The sequence below is a fragment of the Rhodoferax sp. genome, from assembly GCF_028689295.1.
GTDB lineage: Bacteria > Pseudomonadota > Gammaproteobacteria > Burkholderiales > Burkholderiaceae_C > Rhodoferax.
In genome coordinates this window covers 98,722-120,523 of sequence record NZ_JAQTWL010000001.1, presented here as the reverse complement: position 1 = coordinate 120,523, position 21,802 = coordinate 98,722, and the positions used below count along the sequence as shown (strand labels likewise).

The 21,802-nt window shown below is 59.3% G+C and carries 24 protein-coding genes and 1 pseudogene; 3 read left to right on the top strand and 22 right to left on the bottom strand.

What is annotated here, in order from left to right:
• Positions 1–180 precede the first annotated feature (180 nt).
• The 3 genes from PHF15_RS00655 to PHF15_RS00645 form a co-directional block, all read right to left on the bottom strand.
• Positions 181–1,047 carry an OST-HTH/LOTUS domain-containing protein gene (locus tag PHF15_RS00655; protein WP_300117891.1) on the bottom strand — a complete coding sequence of 289 codons (867 nt, stop codon included), beginning with the start codon at positions 1,045–1,047 and terminating at the stop codon, positions 181–183.
• Positions 1,048–1,183: 136 nt separating this feature from the next.
• Positions 1,184–2,170, bottom strand: coding sequence for a caspase family protein (locus PHF15_RS00650; protein ID WP_300117889.1), 987 nt, complete (start codon positions 2,168–2,170; stop codon positions 1,184–1,186).
• A complete protein-coding gene (locus PHF15_RS00645; protein WP_300117887.1) occupies positions 2,170–2,541 on the bottom strand; it encodes a hypothetical protein in 372 nt (123 codons plus the stop codon). The genes PHF15_RS00650 and PHF15_RS00645 overlap by 1 nt, the downstream gene beginning before the upstream one ends.
• A gap of 153 nt (positions 2,542–2,694) precedes the next feature.
• Here PHF15_RS00645 and PHF15_RS00640 point away from each other — a divergent pair.
• Positions 2,695–3,336: pseudogene (locus PHF15_RS00640) on the top strand (phage integrase N-terminal SAM-like domain-containing protein).
• A 204-nt stretch (positions 3,337–3,540) separates the two neighbouring features.
• Here the strand turns inward: PHF15_RS00640 and era are convergent.
• The 18 genes from era to PHF15_RS00550 form a co-directional block, all read right to left on the bottom strand.
• On the bottom strand, positions 3,541–4,488 hold the full coding sequence (gene era / locus PHF15_RS00635) for a GTPase Era (RefSeq protein WP_300118598.1): 948 nt from the start codon (positions 4,486–4,488) through the stop codon (positions 3,541–3,543).
• 80 nt (positions 4,489–4,568) lie between these two features.
• Positions 4,569–5,255 (bottom strand): ribonuclease III, encoded by a 687-nt coding sequence (rnc, locus tag PHF15_RS00630; RefSeq protein WP_300117885.1) that lies wholly within the window; start codon positions 5,253–5,255, stop codon positions 4,569–4,571.
• Between the two features lie 16 nt (positions 5,256–5,271).
• Positions 5,272–5,625: a DUF4845 domain-containing protein gene (locus PHF15_RS00625; protein ID WP_300117883.1), complete on the bottom strand. Its 354-nt coding sequence runs from the start codon at positions 5,623–5,625 to the stop codon at positions 5,272–5,274.
• A 13-nt stretch (positions 5,626–5,638) separates the two neighbouring features.
• Positions 5,639–6,604 (bottom strand): signal peptidase I, encoded by a 966-nt coding sequence (gene lepB, locus PHF15_RS00620; protein ID WP_300117881.1) that lies wholly within the window; start codon positions 6,602–6,604, stop codon positions 5,639–5,641.
• A complete protein-coding gene (gene lepA / locus PHF15_RS00615) occupies positions 6,604–8,415 on the bottom strand; it encodes a translation elongation factor 4 (protein WP_300117879.1) in 1,812 nt (603 codons plus the stop codon). Before lepA ends, lepB begins: the two co-directional genes overlap by 1 nt.
• Positions 8,416–8,564: 149 nt before the next feature.
• Positions 8,565–10,040, bottom strand: coding sequence for a Do family serine endopeptidase (locus PHF15_RS00610; protein ID WP_300117877.1), 1,476 nt, complete (start codon positions 10,038–10,040; stop codon positions 8,565–8,567).
• 38 nt (positions 10,041–10,078) lie between these two features.
• Positions 10,079–11,107 carry a MucB/RseB C-terminal domain-containing protein gene (locus tag PHF15_RS00605; RefSeq protein ID WP_300117875.1) on the bottom strand — a complete coding sequence of 343 codons (1,029 nt, stop codon included), beginning with the start codon at positions 11,105–11,107 and terminating at the stop codon, positions 10,079–10,081.
• A complete protein-coding gene (locus PHF15_RS00600) occupies positions 11,104–11,724 on the bottom strand; it encodes a sigma-E factor negative regulatory protein (protein WP_300117873.1) in 621 nt (206 codons plus the stop codon). The genes PHF15_RS00605 and PHF15_RS00600 overlap by 4 nt, the downstream gene beginning before the upstream one ends.
• A 50-nt stretch (positions 11,725–11,774) precedes the next feature.
• Positions 11,775–12,419: an RNA polymerase sigma factor RpoE gene (gene rpoE / locus PHF15_RS00595; RefSeq protein WP_300117871.1), complete on the bottom strand. Its 645-nt coding sequence runs from the start codon at positions 12,417–12,419 to the stop codon at positions 11,775–11,777.
• The gene (locus PHF15_RS00590; protein ID WP_300117869.1) at positions 12,419–12,886 is read right to left on the bottom strand and encodes a hypothetical protein; all 468 of its coding nucleotides are present in this window, start codon (positions 12,884–12,886) and stop codon (positions 12,419–12,421) included. Before PHF15_RS00590 ends, rpoE begins: the two co-directional genes overlap by 1 nt.
• A 25-nt stretch (positions 12,887–12,911) precedes the next feature.
• Positions 12,912–14,159 carry a beta-ketoacyl-ACP synthase II gene (fabF, locus tag PHF15_RS00585; protein ID WP_300117867.1) on the bottom strand — a complete coding sequence of 416 codons (1,248 nt, stop codon included), beginning with the start codon at positions 14,157–14,159 and terminating at the stop codon, positions 12,912–12,914.
• Between the two features lie 151 nt (positions 14,160–14,310).
• On the bottom strand, positions 14,311–14,550 hold the full coding sequence (acpP, locus tag PHF15_RS00580) for an acyl carrier protein (protein WP_300087285.1): 240 nt from the start codon (positions 14,548–14,550) through the stop codon (positions 14,311–14,313).
• Positions 14,551–14,669: 119 nt separating this feature from the next.
• The gene (gene fabG, locus PHF15_RS00575) at positions 14,670–15,419 is read right to left on the bottom strand and encodes a 3-oxoacyl-ACP reductase FabG (RefSeq protein WP_300117865.1); all 750 of its coding nucleotides are present in this window, start codon (positions 15,417–15,419) and stop codon (positions 14,670–14,672) included.
• Entirely contained in the window at positions 15,412–16,380 is a 969-nt protein-coding gene (fabD, locus tag PHF15_RS00570) for an ACP S-malonyltransferase (RefSeq protein ID WP_300117864.1), read from the bottom strand. Before fabD ends, fabG begins: the two co-directional genes overlap by 8 nt.
• Before the next feature lie 52 nt (positions 16,381–16,432).
• Complete coding sequence (locus PHF15_RS00565) at positions 16,433–17,410, bottom strand: beta-ketoacyl-ACP synthase III (RefSeq protein WP_300117862.1); 978 nt, start codon at positions 17,408–17,410, stop codon at positions 16,433–16,435.
• A gap of 27 nt (positions 17,411–17,437) precedes the next feature.
• Complete coding sequence (plsX, locus tag PHF15_RS00560) at positions 17,438–18,463, bottom strand: phosphate acyltransferase PlsX (protein ID WP_300117860.1); 1,026 nt, start codon at positions 18,461–18,463, stop codon at positions 17,438–17,440.
• Positions 18,464–18,579: 116 nt separating this feature from the next.
• Positions 18,580–18,762, bottom strand: a complete 183-nt coding sequence (gene rpmF, locus PHF15_RS00555; RefSeq protein WP_296490040.1) for a 50S ribosomal protein L32 — start codon at positions 18,760–18,762, stop codon at positions 18,580–18,582.
• Between the two features lie 120 nt (positions 18,763–18,882).
• On the bottom strand, positions 18,883–19,428 hold the full coding sequence (locus PHF15_RS00550; protein WP_300117857.1) for a YceD family protein: 546 nt from the start codon (positions 19,426–19,428) through the stop codon (positions 18,883–18,885).
• A 25-nt stretch (positions 19,429–19,453) separates the two neighbouring features.
• Here PHF15_RS00550 and PHF15_RS00545 point away from each other — a divergent pair, with 25 nt between their 5' ends.
• Both PHF15_RS00545 and PHF15_RS00540 read left to right on the top strand, forming a co-directional pair.
• Positions 19,454–20,047 (top strand): Maf family nucleotide pyrophosphatase, encoded by a 594-nt coding sequence (locus PHF15_RS00545; RefSeq protein ID WP_300117855.1) that lies wholly within the window; start codon positions 19,454–19,456, stop codon positions 20,045–20,047.
• Positions 20,044–20,799, top strand: coding sequence for an SAM-dependent methyltransferase (locus PHF15_RS00540; protein WP_300117853.1), 756 nt, complete (start codon positions 20,044–20,046; stop codon positions 20,797–20,799). Before PHF15_RS00545 ends, PHF15_RS00540 begins: the two co-directional genes overlap by 4 nt.
• Positions 20,800–20,811: 12 nt before the next feature.
• Here the strand turns inward: PHF15_RS00540 and PHF15_RS00535 are convergent, their stop codons facing one another.
• Positions 20,812–21,801 (bottom strand): S49 family peptidase, encoded by a 990-nt coding sequence (locus PHF15_RS00535; RefSeq protein ID WP_300117851.1) that lies wholly within the window; start codon positions 21,799–21,801, stop codon positions 20,812–20,814.
• Position 21,802: the final 1 nt, after the last annotated feature.

The window sequence follows — 21,802 nt, the reverse complement described above, 5'->3', positions numbered from 1 at the left end:
TGAGCAGTGAAGCACCCGACCCGACGGCAAAATGAACAGCAACGCTAAGCATTTCGGAAGCGCTCTTGTGTTGCCCAACGTTGGCGCTGTCCGGCACGCAGCACTCGCCGCGGAGCGGCATTCTGCTGCTGTGTGTCCGCGACGAGCAACCTGTTAACCCTCACTTAGACAGCATCAGTATTACTTGACGATTAGCCGGACTGAGGCCGAGTCCAAAGTCTGGGCACGAGGAGACTTCTTTTCTGCCTTGAGCTCAACGAGTTTGGTGGAAACCAAGAATGACTTGAGCGTCTCGTAGCCGAGTAACTTGTACTTTATAGGTGTGTATGTGCTCAGATACTGGCCCACTGCAGCAATGTTTGCCCAGCCGTCCTCAGCCGCTGTACTCTGAATAGCTTTAACAACATAGTCTGAGACCTGATCCCTCGTCGCAATGGCCTCTTTTCCGAGAAATGCCGCTGAAGGGGATAGAGCAGCGGGTCCAGCCTTGGCATCAGACGATGGACGGGATGCCGGACGAGTGGGTTTCTGAGCTAAGCTGAGCAGGTTATCAACATTGAAGCTTAGCTGGCGGACAAACTTCTGTCGGAAGTCAGCCGTTCCAGCGTAAGACTCTGTAAGCCCGCTACGGCGCATTTTGTCGCGGAATTCCCGCATGACTTTAAATTGGTCAATATCAAGTTTTTCAGGGTCTACTGGAGTCTGCGAAAAGTAAAGCATTACTGGTTTTTTCTGCGCAACGAATTGCTCTATCTCTTCCGCCGTCCCACTAACTGAGACGCCTGTTTGAGTGCCGATACGCGTCCAAAATATGCCCACTAAGAGATCGCAGTCTTTGACGATCTGCTCGTTGATGATCGCTTGCGGTCGGTCCCCCATTGCTGGGTAAGTGTGGGTTTCCCACCGAACGGGCATCAATATCGACTTTGCACGAAACGCGGATACGGCGTTCCATTCGTTTATTACCTCTGGAATGACTAGTCGCTCATCACCAACATCGCCTGGCGAGGCAATCAACACGCGATACGCTTTGGCTTCAAATGGCATAGCAGAGTCTCTTTAGGTTCTTATGAGGGTCGACGTTGGAGTTCAGCGGGCGGCGAAAGGCGCAGCTTTTTCACGGTCCGCTGGAACGACTTGTTATGCCAATTCCCGCTCAGAGTGCTGAAAAACAATCGGCTGCTCATATGAGCCCTTTCGCTGCTAGCCGCCGGTAGTGCTCGCCGAGAGCTGTGAGGTGAATGGTCTTGCCCTCCATGGCGGCATGCCACATGTGCGGAGCATCGTCAGGCACGAGAAGCCCAAAGCGGTTGTACTTTTGCAGGATCTTGAAGATTGCATTGTGATCAGGATCCGGGGGTGGAATGCCTTGCGGGTTCGTGGCCCAGGATTCGTGCCGCTCCGGCTCATATGTGGGGTCGAGTTGGAACTGGAAGCCGGGAGTCGGGAAAAACTCTGAAATCCGGCGAAGTTCAGCAAGCTCGAAGGGGGGGGGTATCTTGCGCAAGGAAACGAACCGCTTGACGTTAGTCTTAAAGACAGGCCGTTGCGCCCATGGTCCGAGCGACTGGTCTACGTGTGCATAGACACCACCCGGCGTCACATCTCCGACTAGGTTTGCGGCAGCACCGCCGAGCGCATCGACTAACAAGCTGGTAAAGACACCGGCACCATCTTCCTCGGTTGCATACTGTTCCGCTGTTGATGCTGTGAGGATCGTTACCCCATCGCTGATCTCGGTCACCTTCTGCTGCAACGCGCTTCCTCCCGCGACGCCGCTGTGACAGCTATCGAGAATGATCACGCGGTTTTGAATCCTCGACTGATTGGCCATGATCATGATCTCAGCCAATGGCACGCCGTCGTTACCGGTCTTCACGTCGGACGAGCAAAGGTAGCCGCCAGTTGCTTCGATGTGACCATGCCCTGCAAAGTAGAAGAGCGAAACTTCACCATCACCGGCGAAGAGGCTTTCGATAGCCTGCCGAAGCTCGTCTCGCTCAACAGGATCACTTGGTCCAGTGGCGGTTAGATGCTTCACGCCAAAGTTCACTGACCCATCGGCGTGCCGATCAAGCATGGCCTTAACCGCAAACGAATCGTTCACGCAACCATAGAGCGGCGAAACGTTGGTGTAGTAGTCGATACCGACGACGAGTGCTTTTCGCATCAGAGGCTATCAATCCAGGCTGCGATGTTGGGCCAAGTCCAGACCATCGTATTCACACCGACGAGGTCGGTGCGGTCCTCCTTGTAAGCCCAGATGCCGCGCATTTTCTTCTTCTCTTCCTTGGCACATTGAATCTCCCACTTCTGCCCACTAGAGTTGAGGGAGTTCTTGGTGACAATTACAAGGACACCATCGGACCGAAGAATGCGAGTCCGCACTTTCTTCTTCCACTCCTCGTCATAGGCTTCTTTGACCGACATGTCTACATACTCGAAGGGCGAGTCGGTATGCAAAGACTGCCCCTTGATCATGTCGCGGATGCGCACGTCCTCAATTGCGAAGGCAACGAAAACGACTTTCTTATCAGCCATGAAGGACTCCTTTGGTTAACGTAATGTAGACGGCAAACCCCGATTGATACATCTTGGGACTGACGATACATCTTTTAAAAATCGTGCTGTAAGTCGCTTGCACATTGGGATTGCGATGTGTACACTGTACACAAACACAGGTATAAATTATCCATGAAACCCGGTGCTCCCTTGTTGCAGTCAACCCGCTTGCTCGATCAGGTGCGAGAGCGGGTTCGGTATTTGCACTATAGCCTCAAAACCGAGAAAGCTTATCTGTATTGGATACGTTTTTTCATCCGCTGGAATGCTGTGCAAGTTGGTGGCATGCGCCATCCGCGCGAGTTGGGTGTGACGGATGTGGAGGCTTTTTTGTCATGCTTGCCAATGAGCGCAAGGTGTCTGCGTCCACGCACAACCAGGCGCTCAGTGCATTGCTGTTTCTGTATCGCGAAGTGCTGGTCATCGATTTGCCTTGGCTGAGCAACATCGGGCGCCCCCAACAGACCAAGCGCATTCCTTCGGTGTTGACCAAGGATGAAGTGGCAGGCCTTTTGGCCCAACTGGACGGCGTCGCTGCACTGCTGGCCCGGCTGCTGTACGGCACGGGTATGCGGCTGATGGAGGGTATCGGTTCATACCTTGCGCCACTCATTTGCCACCCATTTATTGCAAGCTGGCACCGACATCCGCACCGTTCAAGAATTGCTGGGCCACTCGGATGTCAGCACCACCATGATTTACACCCATGTGCTCAAGGTGGCAGCGGGCGGCACGGCCAGCCCGCTGGATGCACTCAGTAGCCTGGTGTCATGAATCTCAGCTGCAATACAGTCACCCGCGTTGACGCACCAAATTTGCATTTTTGACCTCCGCCGTTCGAGTTCAACCAGCACTCCCCGGCAGGGGATGGGTTGGGGTGGCGGCCGATTTCTGGGCCTTTGACAGTATGAGGCTGCCGCCCCAACCCATCCCCTGCCACCCCAAAACCTGAGAATGGTGAAAGCGTCAGCTCAGCGCTTACTCGTAGCCAAAAGAGCGCACGCGCGCTTCGTCATCCGCCCAGCCGGAGCGCACCTTGACCCACATCTCGATGAAAACCTTGCAATCGAACAACTTTTCAAGTTCGACGCGGGTCTCCATGCCGATGCGCTTGATGCGCTCGCCCTTGTCGCCAATCACCATGGCCTTGTGGCCGTCGCGCTCGACCACGATGGTGGCGGCAATACGCAGCAGCCGCTTCTGGCCTTTTTTCTGGGGCGGTTCTTCTTCGAACTTGTCAATGATGACGGTCGAGGTGTAGGGCAGCTCGTCGCCAGTCAGGCGAAACAGCTTCTCACGCACCATCTCAGCGGCCATGAAGCGTTCGCTGCGGTCGGTGAGTTCATCGGCGGCGTACCACCAAGCTTGCTCGGGCAGGTACTTGGCGCAGATGTCGAGCAGGCGTTCCACATCCTTGGCGCTCTTGGCCGACATCGGCACAAACTCGGCAAAGGCGTGTTTTTCCTGCATGGTCTGCAGCCAGGGCGCAATGTCGCCGCGGCGGTGCACGTTGTCGAGCTTGTTGGCAATCAGCAGCGTCGGGATTTTTTTGTCCAGCAGCGCCAGCACGCGGGCGTCAGCCGGGGTGAAGCTGCCGGCTTCCACCACAAACAGGATCAGGTCCACATCCGCCACTGCACCGACCACGGTCTTGTTGAGCGACTTGTTCAGCGCATTGCCATGCAGGGTCTGGAAACCCGGGGTGTCGACAAACACAAACTGGGTCGCGCCCATGGTGTGCATGCCGGTGATGCGGTGGCGCGTGGTTTGCGCCTTGCGCGAGGTGATGCTGATTTTTTGCCCCACCAGTGCATTGAGCAGCGTGGATTTGCCCACATTGGGTTTGCCCACGATGGCAATCAGGCCGCAACGCTGACCCGCGACCGGCGCCTCGGCGGCCCCCGCGGGGCGCATGTCGCGGCGCATGCCGGCCAACAGGTCTTCCAGGTTAGATTGCACCTCGACCACCGGAGCGTCGGCATTGGAAGCTGTCTTTTTAGGGGTAGTCATGAGTTTACTGTCGCTTTCAAAATTTGCAGCATGGCCGTCGCTGCGGCCTGCTCGGCAGCCCGACGCGAGCCGCCAATACCGCGTTCGGCGCGGTTGAGTTCCGGAATTTCGCATTCCACATCGAAGCTTTGCTTGTGCGCCAAACCGAGCGTTGCCACCACCCGGTAGCTTGGCAGTTTCAGGCGGCGTCCCTGCAGCCATTCCTGCAACTCGGTCTTGGGATCTTTGCCGATGGCGTCCATCTCGGGGTTGATCTGCACCGCCTGGTAAAGCCGCTGCACCAGCGCTTGCGCCGCGGCAAAGCCGGCATCCAGATAGACTGCGCCAATCACGGCCTCAAGGGCATCGGCCAGAATGGACGGCCGCTTCTGGCCGCCGGAGCGCATTTCGCCCTCGCCCAGCAAAATCACCTCAGGCAAGCCCAGCGACACCGCCAGCTGGTGCAAGGTGTCCTGCTTGACCAGGTTGGCCCGCACCCTGGATAAATCACCTTCGGGCAGACTCTGCAGGCGCCGGTACAGCATGTCGGCCACCACCACGCCCAGCACCGAGTCGCCCAAAAACTCCAGGCGCTCGTTATGGTCGACTGAAAAGCTGCGGTGCGTGAGCGCGCGTTTGAGCAAACCCGCATCGGCAAAATGGTGTTGCAAGCGCTGTTGCAGGGTCACCAGCCCCGCGTTCAAACCTTCGCCTGGACTATCAATTCGATTGGCCACTGTACTTGAGGGTCAGAAAGGCGGGGCCCACCAGTTTGAATTCGCGCTGATAGGCAAAACTGACGACCACCTTGTCGTTTTCTTTGGTCACATCCAGGTCTTTGGCGGTAATCGAACTGATGGCGTCAATGCTCGCGGCCCGGTCAAAAATCATGCGGACTTCAGGCACCGTATTGCCATCTTTGGCTTTGTTCACCGCTTTCAGAATGGTTTGGTATTCAATCACCGTGGGCACCACCTGCGCGGCAAGCACACCCGTTACGGCGACCAGCCCCCCCACAAAAAGCAAACCGAACAAAGTGAAGCCGCGTTGGCCGGATTTGGAAGAGAAAGTCATGTCAGTCTCCTGGTCAATGAAAAGAGCCGATGCGCTTGAGATTGCCGAAATTCATCCAGACAAAAAAGGCCTTTCCCACGATGTTTTTGTCCGGCACAAAACCCCAGTAACGCGAATCCAGCGAGTTGTCACGGTTGTCGCCCATCATGAAGTAATGCCCATCGGGCACCTTGCACACCACGCCTTCAATACTGTAGCGGCAATTGGCCTTGAATTCAAATTCATCGGCACCCGGAATGAAGGCGGGCCGCCCCGGGTCGTTGAGCAATCGGTGCGGTTGTCCGCCCAGGGTTTCGTCAAACTGGGGAAAGTAGCGCATCGTGTCTTCGTCAAAAAACTCGGGCAGCGCGCTGGTTGGCAACGGCTGTCCGTTGATGGTCAGGCGCTTGTTCAGGTAGGCCACTTCATCGCCTGGCACCCCCACCACGCGCTTGATGTAGTCCAGGCTGGGCTTTGGCGGATAGCGAAACACCATCACATCGCCGCGCTGCGGCGGCGTGCCTTCGGTGATCTTGGTGTTGAGCACCGGCAGGCGCAGCCCGTAATGAAATTTGTTGACCAGAATCAGGTCGCCCACCCACAGCGTCGGAATCATGGAACCCGACGGAATCTTGAAGGGCTCGAACAGGAACGAGCGCAGGATGAAGACGCCGATGATCACCGGGAACAAGCCCGCCGTCCAGTCCAGCCACCAGGGCTGAGCCAGGATGCGGTGCTTTGCCTCGGCGATGTCGCCATCCACCTTGCTGATGCCCATTTTGCCGAGTTCGGCGTTGCGCGCTTTGGTTTGCGCCTCCAGAGCGGCAGCCGCTTTTTGCCGCTGCGGCAAGAAGTAGAAACGCTCGGCCAGCCAATAAATGCCGGTGACCACCGAGGCCAAAAACAGCAGCAAGGCGAAGTTGCCCTCGAGCACGCCAAAATACCAGGCACCCACATAAGCGACAAAAGCCGCCAGAATCACAGCTGTTAATGCCTGCATCATGCATCCACCTTCAAAATGGCCAGGAAGGCCTCTTGCGGCACTTCGACCGAGCCAATTTGTTTCATGCGTTTTTTACCTTCCTTTTGCTTTTCCAGGAGCTTGCGCTTGCGTGAAATATCGCCACCGTAGCACTTGGCAATCACGTTCTTGCGCAGCGCCTTGATTGTCTCACGGGCAATCACGTTGGCACCGATGGCCGCCTGGATCGCCACGTCGTACATCTGGCGCGAAATGACCTCGCGCATCTTGGCAACCACGGCACGCCCGCGGTACACCGACTGGGAACGGTGCACGATGATCGACAACGCATCGACCTTCTCACCGTTAAGCAAGATATCGACCTTGACCACGTCGGCGGTCCGGTATTCCTTGAACTCGTAGTCCATCGAGGCATAGCCGCGCGACACGCTTTTGAGCTTGTCGAAGAAGTCCATCACGATTTCGCCCAGTGGCATGTCGTAGGTCAGGACCACCTGGCGCCCCTTGTAGGCCATGTTCATCTGCACGCCGCGCTTCTGGTTGGCCAACGTCATGACCGGACCGACATATTCCTGTGGCATGTAAAGGTGCACGGTCACGATGGGCTCACGAACTTCTTCCAGACGCCCCTGGTCAGGCATCTTGGAGGGGTTTTCCACCATCTTGACCGTGCCATCGGCCTGCACCACCTGATAGACCACGCTGGGCGCGGTGGTGATCAGGTCCTGGTCGAACTCGCGCTCGAGGCGTTCCTGCACGATTTCCATGTGCAACAGTCCCAAAAAGCCGCACCTGAAGCCGAAACCCAGCGCCTGCGAAACTTCGGGTTCATAGTGCAGCGAAGCATCGTTGAGCTTGAGTTTTTCCAGGCTGTCGCGCAGCCCCTCGTACTGGTTGGCCTCGGTCGGATACAGCCCGGCAAATACCTGTGGCTGAATTTCCTTGAAGCCGGGCAGCGCCTGCGTGGCCGTAAAGGCAGCACCGCCGGTGCCGGGCTTGATCAGGGTGATGGTGTCGCCCACCTTGGCCGCCTGCAATTCCCGAATGCCGGCAATGATGTAGCCCACCTCGCCCGCTTCCAGCGCGCTGCGAGGCTCGTTGACGGGGGTAAAAACGCCCAGGCTGTCGGCGTTGTAGGTGGTCTCGGTGGCCATCAGCTTGATGCGATCTCCCTTGGCCAGGCGACCATCGACCACGCGCACCAGCATCACCACGCCGACATAAGAGTCAAACCAACTGTCGATGATCATGGCACGCAGGGGGCCGCTCGGGTCGCCTTTGGGTGGAGGAATGCGGGCCACCACGGCCTCCAGAATGTCGTCGATGCCCATGCCGCTCTTGGCTGAGCAGGGAATGGCATGCGAGGCATCGATCCCGATCACGTCCTCAATTTCAGAGCGAGCGTTGTCGGGATCAGCGTTGGGCAAGTCCATCTTGTTCAGCACCGGCACCACTTCCACGCCCAGATCCAGCGCGGTGTAGCAGTTGGCCACGGTTTGCGCCTCCACACCCTGGCTGGCATCGACCACCAGCAACGCGCCCTCGCAGGCCGACAGGGAACGACTGACCTCATAGGAAAAGTCCACATGGCCGGGCGTGTCGATCAGATTCAGGTTGTACACCTTGCCGTCAAGCGCCTGGTAGTGCAGCGCCGCCGTCTGCGCCTTGATGGTGATGCCGCGCTCTTTTTCGATGTCCATCGAATCCAGCACCTGCGCTTCCATTTCGCGCTCCTGCAAACCGCCACAGCGTTGGATCAGGCGGTCGGCCAGCGTGGACTTGCCGTGGTCGATGTGGGCAATGATGGAAAAATTTCTGATGTGTTGCATCCAGGAAAACCGATTCAAAGAGTAAGTGAGCCACAGAAAAAAGGGCGCGTTTCAAAGAGACGCGCCCCGGACCAAACGGATGGGCTACACCAAAGTTAAGTGCCCGATTGTAATTAAGTCAGGCACCGCCAGATGAGATGCCTTGCGGGTCAGGAATTGAATCGGATCACGGTGTACTGAGCCCACTCACCGCGACGAAACAGGATGTTGATCGGTTTGGCTTTATCCAGATCGGAGACGACTTTCTCGAACCCGGCGACGCTGTTCACAGCGACATTGGCCACGGACATGATCACATCCCCCTCGCGCAAACCAGCGCGTGCCGCAGCACCACTGCTGGCATTGACCTGCACACCGCCTTTGATGCGCAGTTCTTTTTTGACCGCATCGGTCAGCTCGATCAAGTCCAGGCCCAAGGCAAGCCCCGTTTTGGACTCCGAGGCTTTAGGTGCCTTTTCAGGGGCCTTGGCGACTGCCTTTTCAGCTTCGATCTCGGCCACAGTCACCGCCAATTCCTTGCTGGCGCCACGGCGAAACACGGTCAAGGCGCTCTTGGCACCCGGCTTGGTGCCGCCCACCATGCGCGGCAGGTCGCTCGATTTCTCCACTTTTTTTCCATCAAACTTGATAATGACGTCGCCGGCCTCGACGCCCGCCTTGTCGGCCGGGCCGTCAGTCTCGACGCCCCGCACCAGCGCCCCATAAGGCTGGCCCAGGCCGATGGACTCGGCCACCTCCTTGCTGACAGGCTCGATTTGAACGCCAATGCGCCCGCGCGTGACGCGACCTGTGGCACGCAGTTGTTCGCTCACGCGCACCGCCTCATCCATCGGGATGGCGAACGAAATGCCCATGGAGCCGCCCGAGCGCGAATAAATCTGGCTGTTGATGCCTACCACTTCGCCGCGCATATTGATCAGCGGCCCACCCGAATTGCCCGGATTGATGGCCACGTCGGTCTGAATGAAGGGCAGGTAGTCGCCTGTGTCGCGCTGCTTGGCACTCACGATGCCGGCCGTCACAGTGTTTTCCAGGCCGAATGGCGAGCCAATCGCCATCACCCACTCGCCCACCTTGAGGCGACTCACGTCGCCCACCCTGACTGCTGGCAGGCTGGTGGCCTCGATCTTGACCACGGCCACGTCGCTGCGCTTGTCGGCACCAATGATTTTGGCCTTGAACTCACGCTTGTCGGTGAGGGTGACGATGACTTCGTCGGCGCCATCGACCACATGGGCGTTGGTCATGACCATGCCGTCTGCAGTCAGAATAAAGCCGGAACCCACGCCGCGCGGCTGCTCCTGCTGGTTGGGCTGGCCATGCCCGGGTGGCAGATTTGGCCGCGGACCGTTGGGCACGCTGGGGATGGGCAGGCCGAAGCGGCGGAAAAACTCCAGCATATCCGGGTCCAGTTGGCCCGTTTGGTTTTGCCGCGGACCCACCTTTTCAAGGGTGCGTATGTTCACCACGGAGGGGCCGACCTGCTCCACCAGATCGGTGAAGTCAGGCAAGGCACGCACTTGGGCGACGGCTGGCGACACTGGCAACAACAAGGTGGATGCCGTGACCGCCATGGCCACACTGAGGACGCCAGCATGCAAGCTTTTAAAGTTAAGTTGAATCATCTTCGGCCTTTTAAAAATTCAGATACAGAAATAGAGACTTATTGTTTTCTTTCAAGACCCTGGGCAAAAATGGCCAAGGTCTGCACGGGCACCTCACCCACGGCAGTGATCCACCAAGCGCCCAGACGACGCGTCGCCATGTGGGTCGCGCCCATGGCAAACCGGTCGTGGTGCACCATGGTGCTGTGCCGCGAGGCATCAAAGTCCTCAATGAACAGCGACACCGAAGCAAGTCCGTCGGAAAAAACCCACTGCAAGGTGTTGCCTTGCCGCGCTGAAGCGTCTGAATTTGCCCGTTTATGGCAGGCCATGGGTTTGAAGCCGACCACCTGACCTTTGAACTGCCAGCCTTCCTGAGCCGCCGTGGTCTTGACCAATTCTGGTTTTTTGACCTGGTAACCCTTGGTATCGTCCATCAGCGCAGCCAGCTTGGCCATGCTGACGGGTTCGCCCAGTTTCAATTCTGAAAAGGCGGCCTGCTCCAGCACGCCCTCGGCCGCGTCCAGGGTTTGCAATTTGACCACCACACCGGTTTCACGCTCGGTCCAGACCCGGTAGCCAAAACGCAGCGCATCCACCGGCACCAATTGCACCACATCCGAGTCGAGGCCCGCGACACGCTGACGCCCCAAGACTTTCAATCTGTATTGCTGCGCAATCGACGAGTCGGCCCGGCTCAGCAAATTGGGAAACAACCCGAGCGCGTCACGGGTTTCAGAGATCACCACACGGCGTTCCGGCAAAAACGTCATCACCTTGTCATTGTGACGAAATGTGCTGCGCGCTGCTCCGGTCAAGGCATCAACCCGCTCGATTTGCTGCTGGCCGTCACACACATGCCAGATGCGCGACGACGACATGCTGTCGGCGGTGGTTACCACGAAGGTGCCCACATAGGAGCGCGACCGGGCAGCGTCGTGCAGACGTAGCAGCCAGTGACTGATCGACGCGCCTTCATGGGGGGACTGCGCCCTGTTTGCGGCCAGATTGCCTGCGCTTTGCGCCCAAGCCGCATTGGCGCAGACCAGCAAGCCCAAACTCAGCACGCCAGTCAGCAAGCGTCTCAACGTGCACCCTCCTCAAACGTGGCATTGCGCAAGAATCCTGTTGGCATTTGCAACGCCGAGGTGCCGCCGAACTGTCGATGCGCCGCCAGCAAAGCATCGAGTTGCGGATCACGCAGCATGACGGGCGCCGGACTCACGGCCAGTTGCGGGGTGCTTGCAGGCGTCGCAACGGGCGCAGAGGCCAGTTGTGCCCGCGTCGAGCCGGAACCCTGAAAACCCTGCCACGCAATCACCCCGACCATGGCCACCGAAGCCAGCCCGACGACCAGCCGCCAGTAGCGGTCATTGGCGCTGGGCCGTTGCTCGCCCTGTCGGTCTCTGGCACCTGGCAGGGCGGCATCTGGAATCATTGAATCTGGTGCAGCTTGCAGGCGCGATGGCAACGTCTCCTGTTGCAGCCTGGCGCGCAGTCCAAGCACAAAATCAGCCTCATGCGCGCTCACATCGGCCTGCCCGGTGCGCAGGGCATCACCCACCACATGGTAGGCGTACCAGCTCTGGCGTGCCTCGCTGCTGCGTTCCAGAAGCGCCATCGCCCGGACAAATTCATCACCACTCAACTGGCCATCGACCAGCGCCGAAAGCAGCTCGGTGTTTGCCATTGATTTGTCAGTCATGTTTGTCCTCGCCTCTTGATTGGTTCGCTGCTGATTGAAAATAGCAATAACTACCAGCGCTTGCCGCCTTGTTTGTCCAGCATGGGTTTGATCTTGGTGGAGACGGCTTCGCGTGCTCTGAAAATGCGCGAGCGCACGGTTCCCAATGGGCAATTCATCACGTCAGCAATTTCCTCGTAGCTCAATCCATCTATTTCGCGCAGCGTCAGCGCCTGTTTCAGGTCGTCAGGCAGTGCCTCCAGCGCGGCATTCACAGCTTGACCAATTTCCTTGGCCGCCAGCACCGACTCGGGTGTTTCATCTGTGCTTGGTTCACTTCTGCGCTGAAAAGTTTCATCATCTTCGTCACTGGATTGCAGGCTGCTGTGAAAAACGGCAGGATCGTTCTTGAGCGTGAGCAGAAAGCGCTTGGCGGTATTGACGGCAATACGGTAGAGCCAGGTGTAGAACTGGGCATCGCCGCGAAACTGGTGCAGCGCCCGGTAAGCCCGAATAAAGGTTTCCTGAGCAATGTCTTCGACCAGATTGGTATCACGCACCATGCGCCCGATCAGCCGCTCGATGCGGCGCTGGTACTTGATCACCAGCAACTCGAAGGCGCGCTGATCACCCGCAACGGCTCGCTCCACCAGCAGGGCATCGCTGTTGCCGGATTGCGACTGTGTATCCAGCCCCGGTTTTTGTTCGGCCGGCATCAGGCTTCTGGCATCGCTGTCAGGCGCGCCGGATCAGGCTCAACCGGTTCTGCAGAGGGGTTAAACAGGGCGCGGCGCAAGGCCAGCCATCGCTCAGGCTGAGCTTGTTGTGCGGGCCATGCCCACTTTGTGGCCCCGGTTGCGGGATGCAAACAGAGCAGCAAACTGTGCTGCGTGTCAACAATGACCTGCGGCACCACGACCTGATGGGTCTTGCCCGAGCACCACGACCAATCCCGGCCATCCCAAACCAGTTGCGCCAGCACCGTCTGACTGAGGCACCAAAGCGCCCAACTCCCGGCCACGAGCCAAAGCGACAGCCCCAGCAGATGACCAGCGCTGTGCGCGGTCGACAGCAGCCACCAAGCGGCTTGCGCCACGCCGCCCGCCAGCACAATAGCCATCGTCAAGCCCGTCTGAAAACGCGAACGCCCCACCGGGTAAGTCACCGCTGGGGCGTTGTACATGATCTTGGGCGACGGGCGTTAAACGTCAGGGCGCCCGCTTGAAAACCAGCGAGCCATTGGTGCCGCCAAAGCCAAAGTTGTTCTTGATGGCCAGGTCGATTCTCATATCGCGCGCCGTGTTGGCGCAGTAGTCAAGGTCGCAGTCGGGGTCCTGGTTGAAGATGTTGATGGTTGGTGGACTCTTTTGGTGGTGCAGGGCCAGCACCGTGACCACCGACTCCAGCCCGCCAGCGCCACCCAGCAAATGGCCGGTCATGGACTTGGTGGAATTGACCACCACGTTTTTGGCATGGTCGCCCAGCGCCGCCTTGATGGCGTTGGATTCGTTGGTGTCGCCAAGCGGGGTGGACGTGCCATGGGCATTGACGTAGTTGACCTGGTCGGCATTGACCCCGGCGTTGCGCAAGGCGCTGACGATGGCACGCCGCGGGCCATCCATGTTGGGAGCAGTCATGTGGCCGGCGTCGGCGCTCATGCCAAAACCCGCCAGTTCGGCATAAATCTTGGCGCCTCGCGCCTTGGCATGCTCGTATTCTTCGAGCACCATGACACCTGCACCCTCGCCCAAAACAAAACCGTCGCGGTCCTTGTCCCACGGGCGAGACGCGGTGGCCGGATCATCGTTGCGGGTACTGAGGGCACGCATGGCGGCAAAGCCGCCGACGCCCAAGGGCGACACCGCAGCCTCGGAGCCACCGGCCACCACCACATCGGCATCGCCGTACTCGATCATGCGGCCGGCCTGGCCGATGCAATGCAGGCCCGTGGTGCAGGCGGTCACGATGGCCAGGTTGGGGCCCTTGAAACCAAACCGGATCGAGACATGCCCGGCAATCATGTTGATGATGGTGGACGGCACAAAAAAGGGAGAAATCCGGCGCGCGCCACGTTGCTCATACTCTGTGTGCATGTGCTCGATCATGGGCAGCCCGCCAATGCCCGAGCCGATCACGCAGCCAATGCGGGTGGCCAGCTCTTCTTCCAGCGCTTCGCCCGTGGGCAAACCGGCATCAGCCACGGCTTGGGCGGCCGCGGCAATGCCATAGTGAATGAAGGTGTCCATGGTGCGCGCTTCTTTGGCGCTCATGTAGGACTCCACATCAAAGCCCTTGACTTCACCAGCAATTTTGCAATTGAAGGTGGAGGCATCGAATTTGGTGATCAAACCCACACCAGACTGACCAGCCAGTAGATTGGCCCAAGTGGTGTCAACCGTGTTGCCCACGGGACTGACACAACCCAAACCAGTAACGACAACGCGACGACGAGGCATATTCATAAGCAGTCAGTGGTTCGTCCGAATGAGACCCCACTCCTTCACAGGCTGGGATCCGGATTGGGGTGACTCAGCACACAACATCTGATCAGGGACCGGGTTGCCGTGCTGAAACTTGCGAGGCCCAACAAGAGGGCGCTGCAGGCGATTACGCTTTTTTATGTGTATTGGCGTAGTCAACAGCGTTTTGCACTGTGGTGATTTTTTCGGCGTCTTCATCCGGAATTTCGATGCCGAATTCGTCCTCGAGCGCCATCACCAGTTCGACCGTGTCCAGGGAATCGGCACCGAGATCAGCCACAAAGGCTTTTTCGTTGGTCACTTGGGATTCTTCAACACCGAGTTGTTCGGCAATGATTTTTTTAACGCGTGCTTCAATATCGCTCATGGGTTCCCTCAGAGGGTTGTGAAAAGATCCGTGATTTTAGCCGGGCCTGAAATGTGTTTCCAAACCCGACGGCCGTACGGACAACGCGGCTTTATTTTGTCATCAAATTGGCCTCAAGCTCAGGCCATGAACATACCACCATTGACGTGCAATTCCTGCCCCGTCACGTAAGCAGCCTGTGGCGATGCCAAGTAAGCCACCGCATGCGCAATGTCTGACGGCTTGCCCAGATGGCCCAGCGGGATTTGCGTGAGCAGGGCCTTTTGCTGTTCGTCAGCCAGTTTGGCCGTCATGTCGGTCTCGATGAAACCGGGGGCCACGCAGTTGACCGTGATGTTGCGCGAGCCCAGTTCACGCGCCAGCGCGCGCGTCATGCCGGCCACACCGGCCTTGGCGGCGGCGTAATTGGCCTGACCCGGGTTGCCCGACGCGCCCACCACCGAGGTGATGTTGATGATGCGACCGTAGCGCTGTTTCATCATGGTGCGCATGACGGCGCGGCTCATGCGGAATACGGCCTTGAGGTTGGTGTCGAGTACGGCATCCCACTCCTCGTCCTTCATGCGCATGGCTAGGTTGTCCTGCGTGATGCCTGCATTGTTCACCAGAATCTGCAGCCCGCCGTGCTCCTTGACGATGGTGTCGATCAGGGCCTGCGCCCCCGCCGCGTCGTTGACATCGAGAGTTTTGCCGCTGCAACCGGCAAAGGCTGCCAGCGTCTGGCTGATTTTGCCAGCGCCTAGATCCGAGGTGGCGGTGCCGATTACCTTCAGGCCGCATTGCGCCAGCTCATGTGCAATGGCAGCCCCAATGCCACGCGATGCGCCGGTGACCAGCGCCACCTGGCCTTCAAACTTGATTTCACTCATGGTGGTCTGCATCCAGTACAAAAGTTTTGACTTCAGCCAGGCTGGCGAGATCGAACAATGGCAGGCCCTGCATCTCGGCATCGATCCGCCTGGTCATGCCCGCCAGCACCTTGCCGGGGCCGCACTCGACCACGTTGGACAAACCGCGCGCGCCAATGGCCTGCACGCACTCGACCCAGCGCACCGGGCCGAAAGCCTGACGAAACAGCGCATCCCGGATGCGCTCAGGCTCCTGCTCGACAGCCACGTCGATGTTGTTGATGACGGGGATTTGCGGCACTGCAAACTCAGTGGCCGCCAGCTTTTCCTTGAGCTTGAGCGCCGCCGGCTTCATCAGGCTGGAGTGAAAAGGTGCCGACACCGGCAGCGGCAAGGCGCGTTTGGCACCCTGTGCCTTGAGCGCCACACAGGCCTGCTCGACGGCGACTTTGGAGCCTGCGATCACGGTCTGGCCGGGATCATTGAAATTGACCGCCTCCACCACCTCGGCAGAGCCAGCACCGAATGAGGCCGTCACCTCGGCGCAGCCAGCCATCACTTTGGCCGCGTCCATGCCCAGAATCGCCGCCATGGCGCCCATTCCCACGGGCACCGCGTCCTGCATGGCCTGGGCCCGAAAGCGCACCAGCGGCGTGGCCTGGCTCAATGTCAAAACACCGGAGGCCACCAGTGCCGAATACTCACCCAGAGAATGCCCGGCCACGGCCTGCGGGGCCACACCGACCTCTGCCATCCAGACCCGGTAAGCAGCCACACCCGCCACCAGCATCACCGGTTGCGTGTTGGTAGTTAGCGCCAGCGCTTCCTTGGGGCCATCCTGGATCAGGCGGCCAAGGTCTTCGCCCAGCGCATCAGAGGCTTCCTGCAAAACAGCCAGCACCTGGGGGTGGTCGCCCCAGCCGGCCAGCATGGCCACCGACTGCGAGCCTTGGCCCGGAAAAACAAAAGCAAACGGTTTCATGAACGTGTTATCAATGGATAAAAATGATTTTCAGATGCCAAATGCATCACAGCTACAGTTTGAGAAGCACCGCGCCCCAAGTGAAGCCACCGCCCACCGCTTCCAGCAGCAGCGTTTGGCCGGGCTGCACCTGGCCACTGCGCACGGCAGAGTCGAGCGCCAGCCCCACCGACGCCGCCGAGGTGTTGCCATGTTGGTCGACCGTGACCACCACTTTGTCCATCGGCAACTTGAGCTTGCGCGCGGTGCTTTGCATGATGCGGATATTGGCCTGATGCGGCACCAGCCAGTCCACTTCGGTGGCCGCCATGCCCGCTTTCGCCAACACTGCACGGGCGGCTTCGTCGAGCACGCCCACCGCCAGCTTGAACACCGCCTGCCCGTCCATGCGCAACAGCGGGTCGCCCAAAATCTGGCCGCCGCAGACATGCCCTGGCACGCACAGGATATCGGCATGTTGACCGTCGGCATGGATGTCGGTGGCCAAAATGCCCGGCGCACTGGAAGCCTGCAGCACCACCGCCCCGGCACCGTCACCGAACAGCACACAGGTGGTGCGGTCCTTGAAGTCCAGAATGCGTGAAAACACTTCGGCGCCGACCACCAAGGCTTTTTTGACCGCCCCCGTGCGGATCATGGCGTCGGCCAGCGTCAGGGCATAAATAAAGCCACAGCACACCGCCTGCACGTCGAACGCAGGAGCCCCATGATTGCCCAGTTTGTTTTGCAAAATACAAGCCGTCGAGGGAAACACCATGTCGGGTGTGGAGGTGGCCACGATGATCAGGTCGAGGTCCTTGGCCTCGACCCCTGCCGCCTGCAAGGCATTGCGGGCCGCCACCAGCGCCAGGTCGCTGCTGAAAACACCAGCATCGGCAAAATGGCGGGCACGGATACCGGTGCGCTCGACGATCCATTCGTCGCTGGACTCGACGCCTTGAGCGGCAAGCTCAGCGACCAGATCGGCATTGGTAAGGCGTCGCGGCGGCAAATAACTGCCGGTGCCGGCAATACGAGAATATATTTTCATGGATCAAATCGAGGAAGTCGTCTGCGATTAAATGGACACGTCATCAGCCGTCAAAAGGGGGGCGGCATGGGCGATCCGAACCCGAACACGATCTAACAGATTATTGCGGGCTGCATCATACGCCCGCGTCAGTGCGAAGCCAAAAGCCAGTTGGTCGGCCGAACCATGGCTCTTGAACACCAGGCCGCGCAGGCCCAGCAGGGCGCCACCGTTGTAACGCCGGTGGTCCATGCGCTTCTTGAGCGCGGCAATCACCGGGTAGGCGGCGATGGCGGACATTTTGGTGAGGATATTGCGCGAAAACTCTTTTTTCAGGAAATCCACAATCATGCCAGCCAGACCTTCACTGGCCTTGAGTGCCACATTGCCGACAAAACCGTCGCACACCACAATGTCGGCCGTGCCCTTGAAGATGTCATTGCCTTCAACGTTGCCATAAAAATTCAGGTCGCCCGCCTTGCCGGCTGCGCGCAGCAACTCGCCAGCCTTCTTGATGACTTCGTTGCCTTTGATGGCTTCTTCGCCAATGTTGAGCAAGCCCACAGTGGGATTGTCTTCACCGCTGAGCACCGACACCAGTGCCGACCCCATGACCGCAAATTGCAGCAAGTGTTCGGCCGTGCAATCGACATTGGCTCCCATATCGAGTACGGTCGTGGCATGGCCCCGGGCGTTGGGAATTTGTCCGGCGATGGCGGGGCGGTCGATGCCATCGAGGGTTTTCAGCAGGTAGCGCGAAATGGCCATCAAGGCGCCAGTATTGCCCGCCGACACGGCTGCCTGTGCAGCGCCGTCCTTGACCTGCATGATGGCCACGCGCATCGACGAGTCTTTCTTGCGCCGCAGCGCGACTTCCAGAGGGTCGTCCATGGTGACCACCTCGCTGGCCAGCATCACCGTCGCCCGCTCATGAGCGTAGCCGGCCATGCTTTGCGGCAAACCCACCAGGATCAATTGCACATCGGGGTGCTGATCCAGGAACAGGGAACACGCAGGCAATGTGACCTCGGGACCATGGTCGCCCCCCATGCAGTCAACAGCAATAGTGATCATGAATAACTGGTCGCCCAACAAACGTCAATGACAAGTCCAACGCGAATCAGACCTAAAAAAACAAAGGCCCGGGGCTACGCGATGGGTAGCCCCGGGCCTTGGGTGACTGAACGGCTTTAAGCTTCAGACTTGCTTTTGATCACCTGACGGCCACGGTAGAAGCCATTGGGGCTGATGTGGTGACGCAGGTGCGTTTCGCCGGTGGTCGCTTCGACAGCGATACCGGGAACCACCAAAGCGTTGTGCGAACGGTGCATACCGCGCTTGGAAGGTGACTTTTTGTTTTGTTGGACGGCCATGTTCCGCTCCTTAAAGCTATAAGCTGCCAGAGCGGCAGCGAATGGGGGATGATTAAAAAGCGCACGTCGATGTGCGCAAAAGCTGTAGAGTATAACCCATGACTGCAGGTTTTCGGGCCCTCAGTGCTCGCTGGAAACTTTCAGGCCGGCCAGCACCGCAAATGGGTTGGGCTTGGGCTGGGCCTCTTCAAAATCGGCATCCACCGCTGTCAATTTGACGGGCAACGGACAGGATTCGTGGCGCGGCACCACCGGCAAGTCCATCAACACTTCATCCTCAATCAAGGCAGCCAGGTCAAAGTCATGGCTCAGCACCAGTACATCTTCGGGCGAGGCGTCGTCATCGAGTTCGGCTTGCGCCTCGGTCTCGACAAAGCGGAAAGATCGCTCAATCTGCAGCGGAACATCCACCAGGCCCAGGCAGCGCTGGCATGTCAAGGGCAGGCTCACCCGCACGCTTAGGTGCAGCCAGGCCTGAGGTTGCCCAGTCTGGCCAGGTTGCAACGCGCCGCGCACCGACCAGTCCAGGCCATTCTGCGCGCCAAGCCCATTGGTCTCAGCCATCAAACGCTCGTAATTCAAGAGCAGATCTTGGCCGGCGAACTCTTGCGAAGCCAGGCCGGCCTGCATGACATCGATTTTGGGGGGGCGTTGGAATTCACTCATGCGCGCAGTGTAAGAGAATCAGGGCATGACGCTATTCCTACCCCGCCAGTTGATCCTGGCTTCCACCTCGGTTTACCGCCGCCGTTTGCTGGAGCGGCTGCGCGTGCCTTTTGACGTGATCGCCTCCGACGTCGATGAAGGCGCCTTGCCCCATGAATCGCCAGAGTCCCTCGCAAGAAGGCTGGCGTTGGCCAAGGCGCAAGCGGTGGCCGCCCAACACCCCGAAAGCGTGGTCATCGGCTCCGATCAGGTGGCGGATATCAACGGTCAGGCTCTGGGCAAACCTGGCACCCATGCACGCGCCGTGGCGCAATTGCAGCGCATGCGCGGACAAACGGTTGTCTTTCAAACCGCCGTCGCGGTGGTGTGCCAGGCCACCGGGTTTGCCCAAACCGAGTTGGCACCGGTCAAAGTCCTATTCAGGGATTTGACCGACGCGCAAATCGAGGCCTACCTGATGTCCGAGAAGCCATACGACTGCGCCGGAAGCGCCAAAAGCGAGGGGCTGGGCATTGCCCTGCTGGCGCGCATCGACAACGACGACCCGACCGCGCTGGTTGGCTTGCCGCTGATTCGCACCTGTCGTCTGCTCGAAGCCGCCGGGCTCAAGGTGCTATGAAAGGCCTGCTCTACCTGGTGCCCGCACCACTCGACTTTGGCTGTGCCCAAAGCGCAGCGTTGGAAACCACCATGCCCATGGGCACCATCACCATTGCCGCCAGCCTGGCGCACTGGGTGTGCGAAAACGCCAAGTCGGCGCGCGCCTACCTCAAGCGCGTCAACGAAATCACGCCGCTGTGCCAGCCGATTCAGGCGCAATCGCTGGTGGAACTGCCGCGCGAAGTGCACAAAAAGGGCGACCACAACGGCAACTTCGACGCCCGAGCCCTGTTGCAACCCGCGCTTGACGGACACAACATGGGGCTGGTCAGCGAGGCCGGCATGCCCGCTGTGGCCGATCCCGGCTCGTCGGTGGTGCGCGCCGCCCACGAGCTGGGCATCACCGTGGTGCCGCTGGTGGGGCCAGTGTCGCTCCTGCTGGCGCTGGCCGCCAGTGGCCTGAACGGGCAGAACTTCGCCTTTGTCGGCTACCTGCCGCAAGACCCGCAGGAGCGCGTGCAGCGTATCCGTGAGTTGGAAGCGCTGGCACTCAAGACCGGCCAAACCCAACTTTTCATCGAGACGCCCTACCGCAACCTGGTCATGCTGCAGTCGCTGCTGCACACCCTGCAGCTCAACACCCGCCTGGCCATCAGCAGCGGGCTGACGCTGGCTGGCACCAGCATCACCAGCGACAGCATCAAAAACTGGAAGCACCTGTCCGCGCCGCTCGATAACGCGACGCCGGCCGTGTTCGCCATCGGGCGTTGACGGGGCAAAGCGTCAACGCAGGGTTGCGGCGGACCGGAAGGCATGCATGGCACCCGCACCCACGGCCACCCCAAAGCGCTTGGCCAGGCGCTCGGCCACGTTGTCGCGGCGGGTGTAGTCGATGATTTCTTCGGCCTTGACCACTTCACGGGCCACATAGTCCAGGCTGCCCAACTGGTCGGCCAGGCCCATCTCCACAGCTTGTTGGCCGCTCCAGAACAAACCGCTGAAGGTATCGGACGTTTCTTTCAGGCGCTCACCGCGCCCTTCCTTGACCACTTGAATGAACTGCTGGTGAATCTGATTGAGCATGGCCTGGGCGAACGCCCGCTGCGTGTCGGTCTGGGGGCTGAACGGGTCCAGAAAACCCTTGTTCTCGCCCGCCGTCATAAGCCGGCGCTCGACGCCCAGCTTGTCCATCAAGCCGGTGAAGCCAAAACCGTCCATCAACACGCCAATGCTCCCCACGATGCTGGCTTTGTCAACAAAGATCTTGTCGGCCGATACTGCAATGTAGTAGGCGGCCGACGCTGCCGACTCTTCCACCACGGCGTACACCGGTTTGCGGTGCAGCGTCTTGAGGCGTTTGATCTCGTCGTTGATGATGCCCGCCTGCACCGGGCTGCCGCCCGGTGAATTGATCAGCAGTACCACCGCCTGGGCGCCGGCATCTTCAAACGCGGTGCGCGCCGAGGCGAGGATGAGTTCGGCACTGGCCTCGGCGTCAGAGGCAATTTCGCCTTTGATTTCAATCACGGCGGTGTGCGGGGTGGAGACATTCTGATTGGCCACGCCCTGGTTGAGAACCAGCCACACCAGGGCCGCAAAAAACAGCAGCCAAGCCAAGCGCACAAAAGTGCGCCAGCGGCGCGCCAGGCGCTGCTCATGCAAGGAGGCAAATGCGAGCTTTTCCAGCGTGGCGCGCTCCCAACTGCGGTTTTCTTTCAGGGCAGCATCAGCTGCTGCGGCAGGCTCGGTGCCTTCATAGACGGGGTCGTTCATG

Bases quoted from the DNA above. Each gene is read 5' to 3' on its own strand.
- acpP (WP_300087285.1), bottom strand. From the start codon at position 14,550: ATGAGCGATATTGAAGCACGCGTTAAAAAAATCATTGCCGAACAACTC.
- fabF (WP_300117867.1), bottom strand. From the start codon at position 14,159: ATGCCTCGTCGTCGCGTTGTCGTTACTGGTTTGGGTTGTGTCAGTCCC.
- fabD (WP_300117864.1), bottom strand. From the start codon at position 16,380: ATGAAACCGTTTGCTTTTGTTTTTCCGGGCCAAGGCTCGCAGTCGGTG.
- PHF15_RS00550 (WP_300117857.1), bottom strand. From the start codon at position 19,428: ATGAGTGAATTCCAACGCCCCCCCAAAATCGATGTCATGCAGGCCGGC.
- PHF15_RS00610 (WP_300117877.1), bottom strand. From the start codon at position 10,040: ATGATTCAACTTAACTTTAAAAGCTTGCATGCTGGCGTCCTCAGTGTG.
- PHF15_RS00535 (WP_300117851.1), bottom strand. From the start codon at position 21,801: ATGAACGACCCCGTCTATGAAGGCACCGAGCCTGCCGCAGCAGCTGAT.
- rpoE (WP_300117871.1), bottom strand. From the start codon at position 12,419: ATGCCGGCCGAACAAAAACCGGGGCTGGATACACAGTCGCAATCCGGC.
- PHF15_RS00655 (WP_300117891.1), bottom strand. From the start codon at position 1,047: ATGCCATTTGAAGCCAAAGCGTATCGCGTGTTGATTGCCTCGCCAGGC.
- PHF15_RS00600 (WP_300117873.1), bottom strand. From the start codon at position 11,724: ATGACTGACAAATCAATGGCAAACACCGAGCTGCTTTCGGCGCTGGTC.
- PHF15_RS00590 (WP_300117869.1), bottom strand. From the start codon at position 12,886: ATGTACAACGCCCCAGCGGTGACTTACCCGGTGGGGCGTTCGCGTTTT.
- lepB (WP_300117881.1), bottom strand. From the start codon at position 6,604: ATGCAGGCATTAACAGCTGTGATTCTGGCGGCTTTTGTCGCTTATGTG.
- plsX (WP_300117860.1), bottom strand. From the start codon at position 18,463: ATGATCACTATTGCTGTTGACTGCATGGGGGGCGACCATGGTCCCGAG.
- lepA (WP_300117879.1), bottom strand. From the start codon at position 8,415: ATGCAACACATCAGAAATTTTTCCATCATTGCCCACATCGACCACGGC.
- fabG (WP_300117865.1), bottom strand. From the start codon at position 15,419: ATGAGTGAAATCAAGTTTGAAGGCCAGGTGGCGCTGGTCACCGGCGCA.
- rpmF (WP_296490040.1), bottom strand. From the start codon at position 18,762: ATGGCCGTCCAACAAAACAAAAAGTCACCTTCCAAGCGCGGTATGCAC.
- PHF15_RS00545 (WP_300117855.1), top strand. From the start codon at position 19,454: ATGACGCTATTCCTACCCCGCCAGTTGATCCTGGCTTCCACCTCGGTT.
- PHF15_RS00645 (WP_300117887.1), bottom strand. From the start codon at position 2,541: ATGGCTGATAAGAAAGTCGTTTTCGTTGCCTTCGCAATTGAGGACGTG.
- era (WP_300118598.1), bottom strand. From the start codon at position 4,488: ATGCGCCGCGACATGCGCCCCGCGGGGGCCGCCGAGGCGCCGGTCGCG.
- PHF15_RS00625 (WP_300117883.1), bottom strand. From the start codon at position 5,625: ATGACTTTCTCTTCCAAATCCGGCCAACGCGGCTTCACTTTGTTCGGT.
- PHF15_RS00540 (WP_300117853.1), top strand. From the start codon at position 20,044: ATGAAAGGCCTGCTCTACCTGGTGCCCGCACCACTCGACTTTGGCTGT.
- PHF15_RS00650 (WP_300117889.1), bottom strand. From the start codon at position 2,170: ATGCGAAAAGCACTCGTCGTCGGTATCGACTACTACACCAACGTTTCG.
- PHF15_RS00565 (WP_300117862.1), bottom strand. From the start codon at position 17,410: ATGAAAATATATTCTCGTATTGCCGGCACCGGCAGTTATTTGCCGCCG.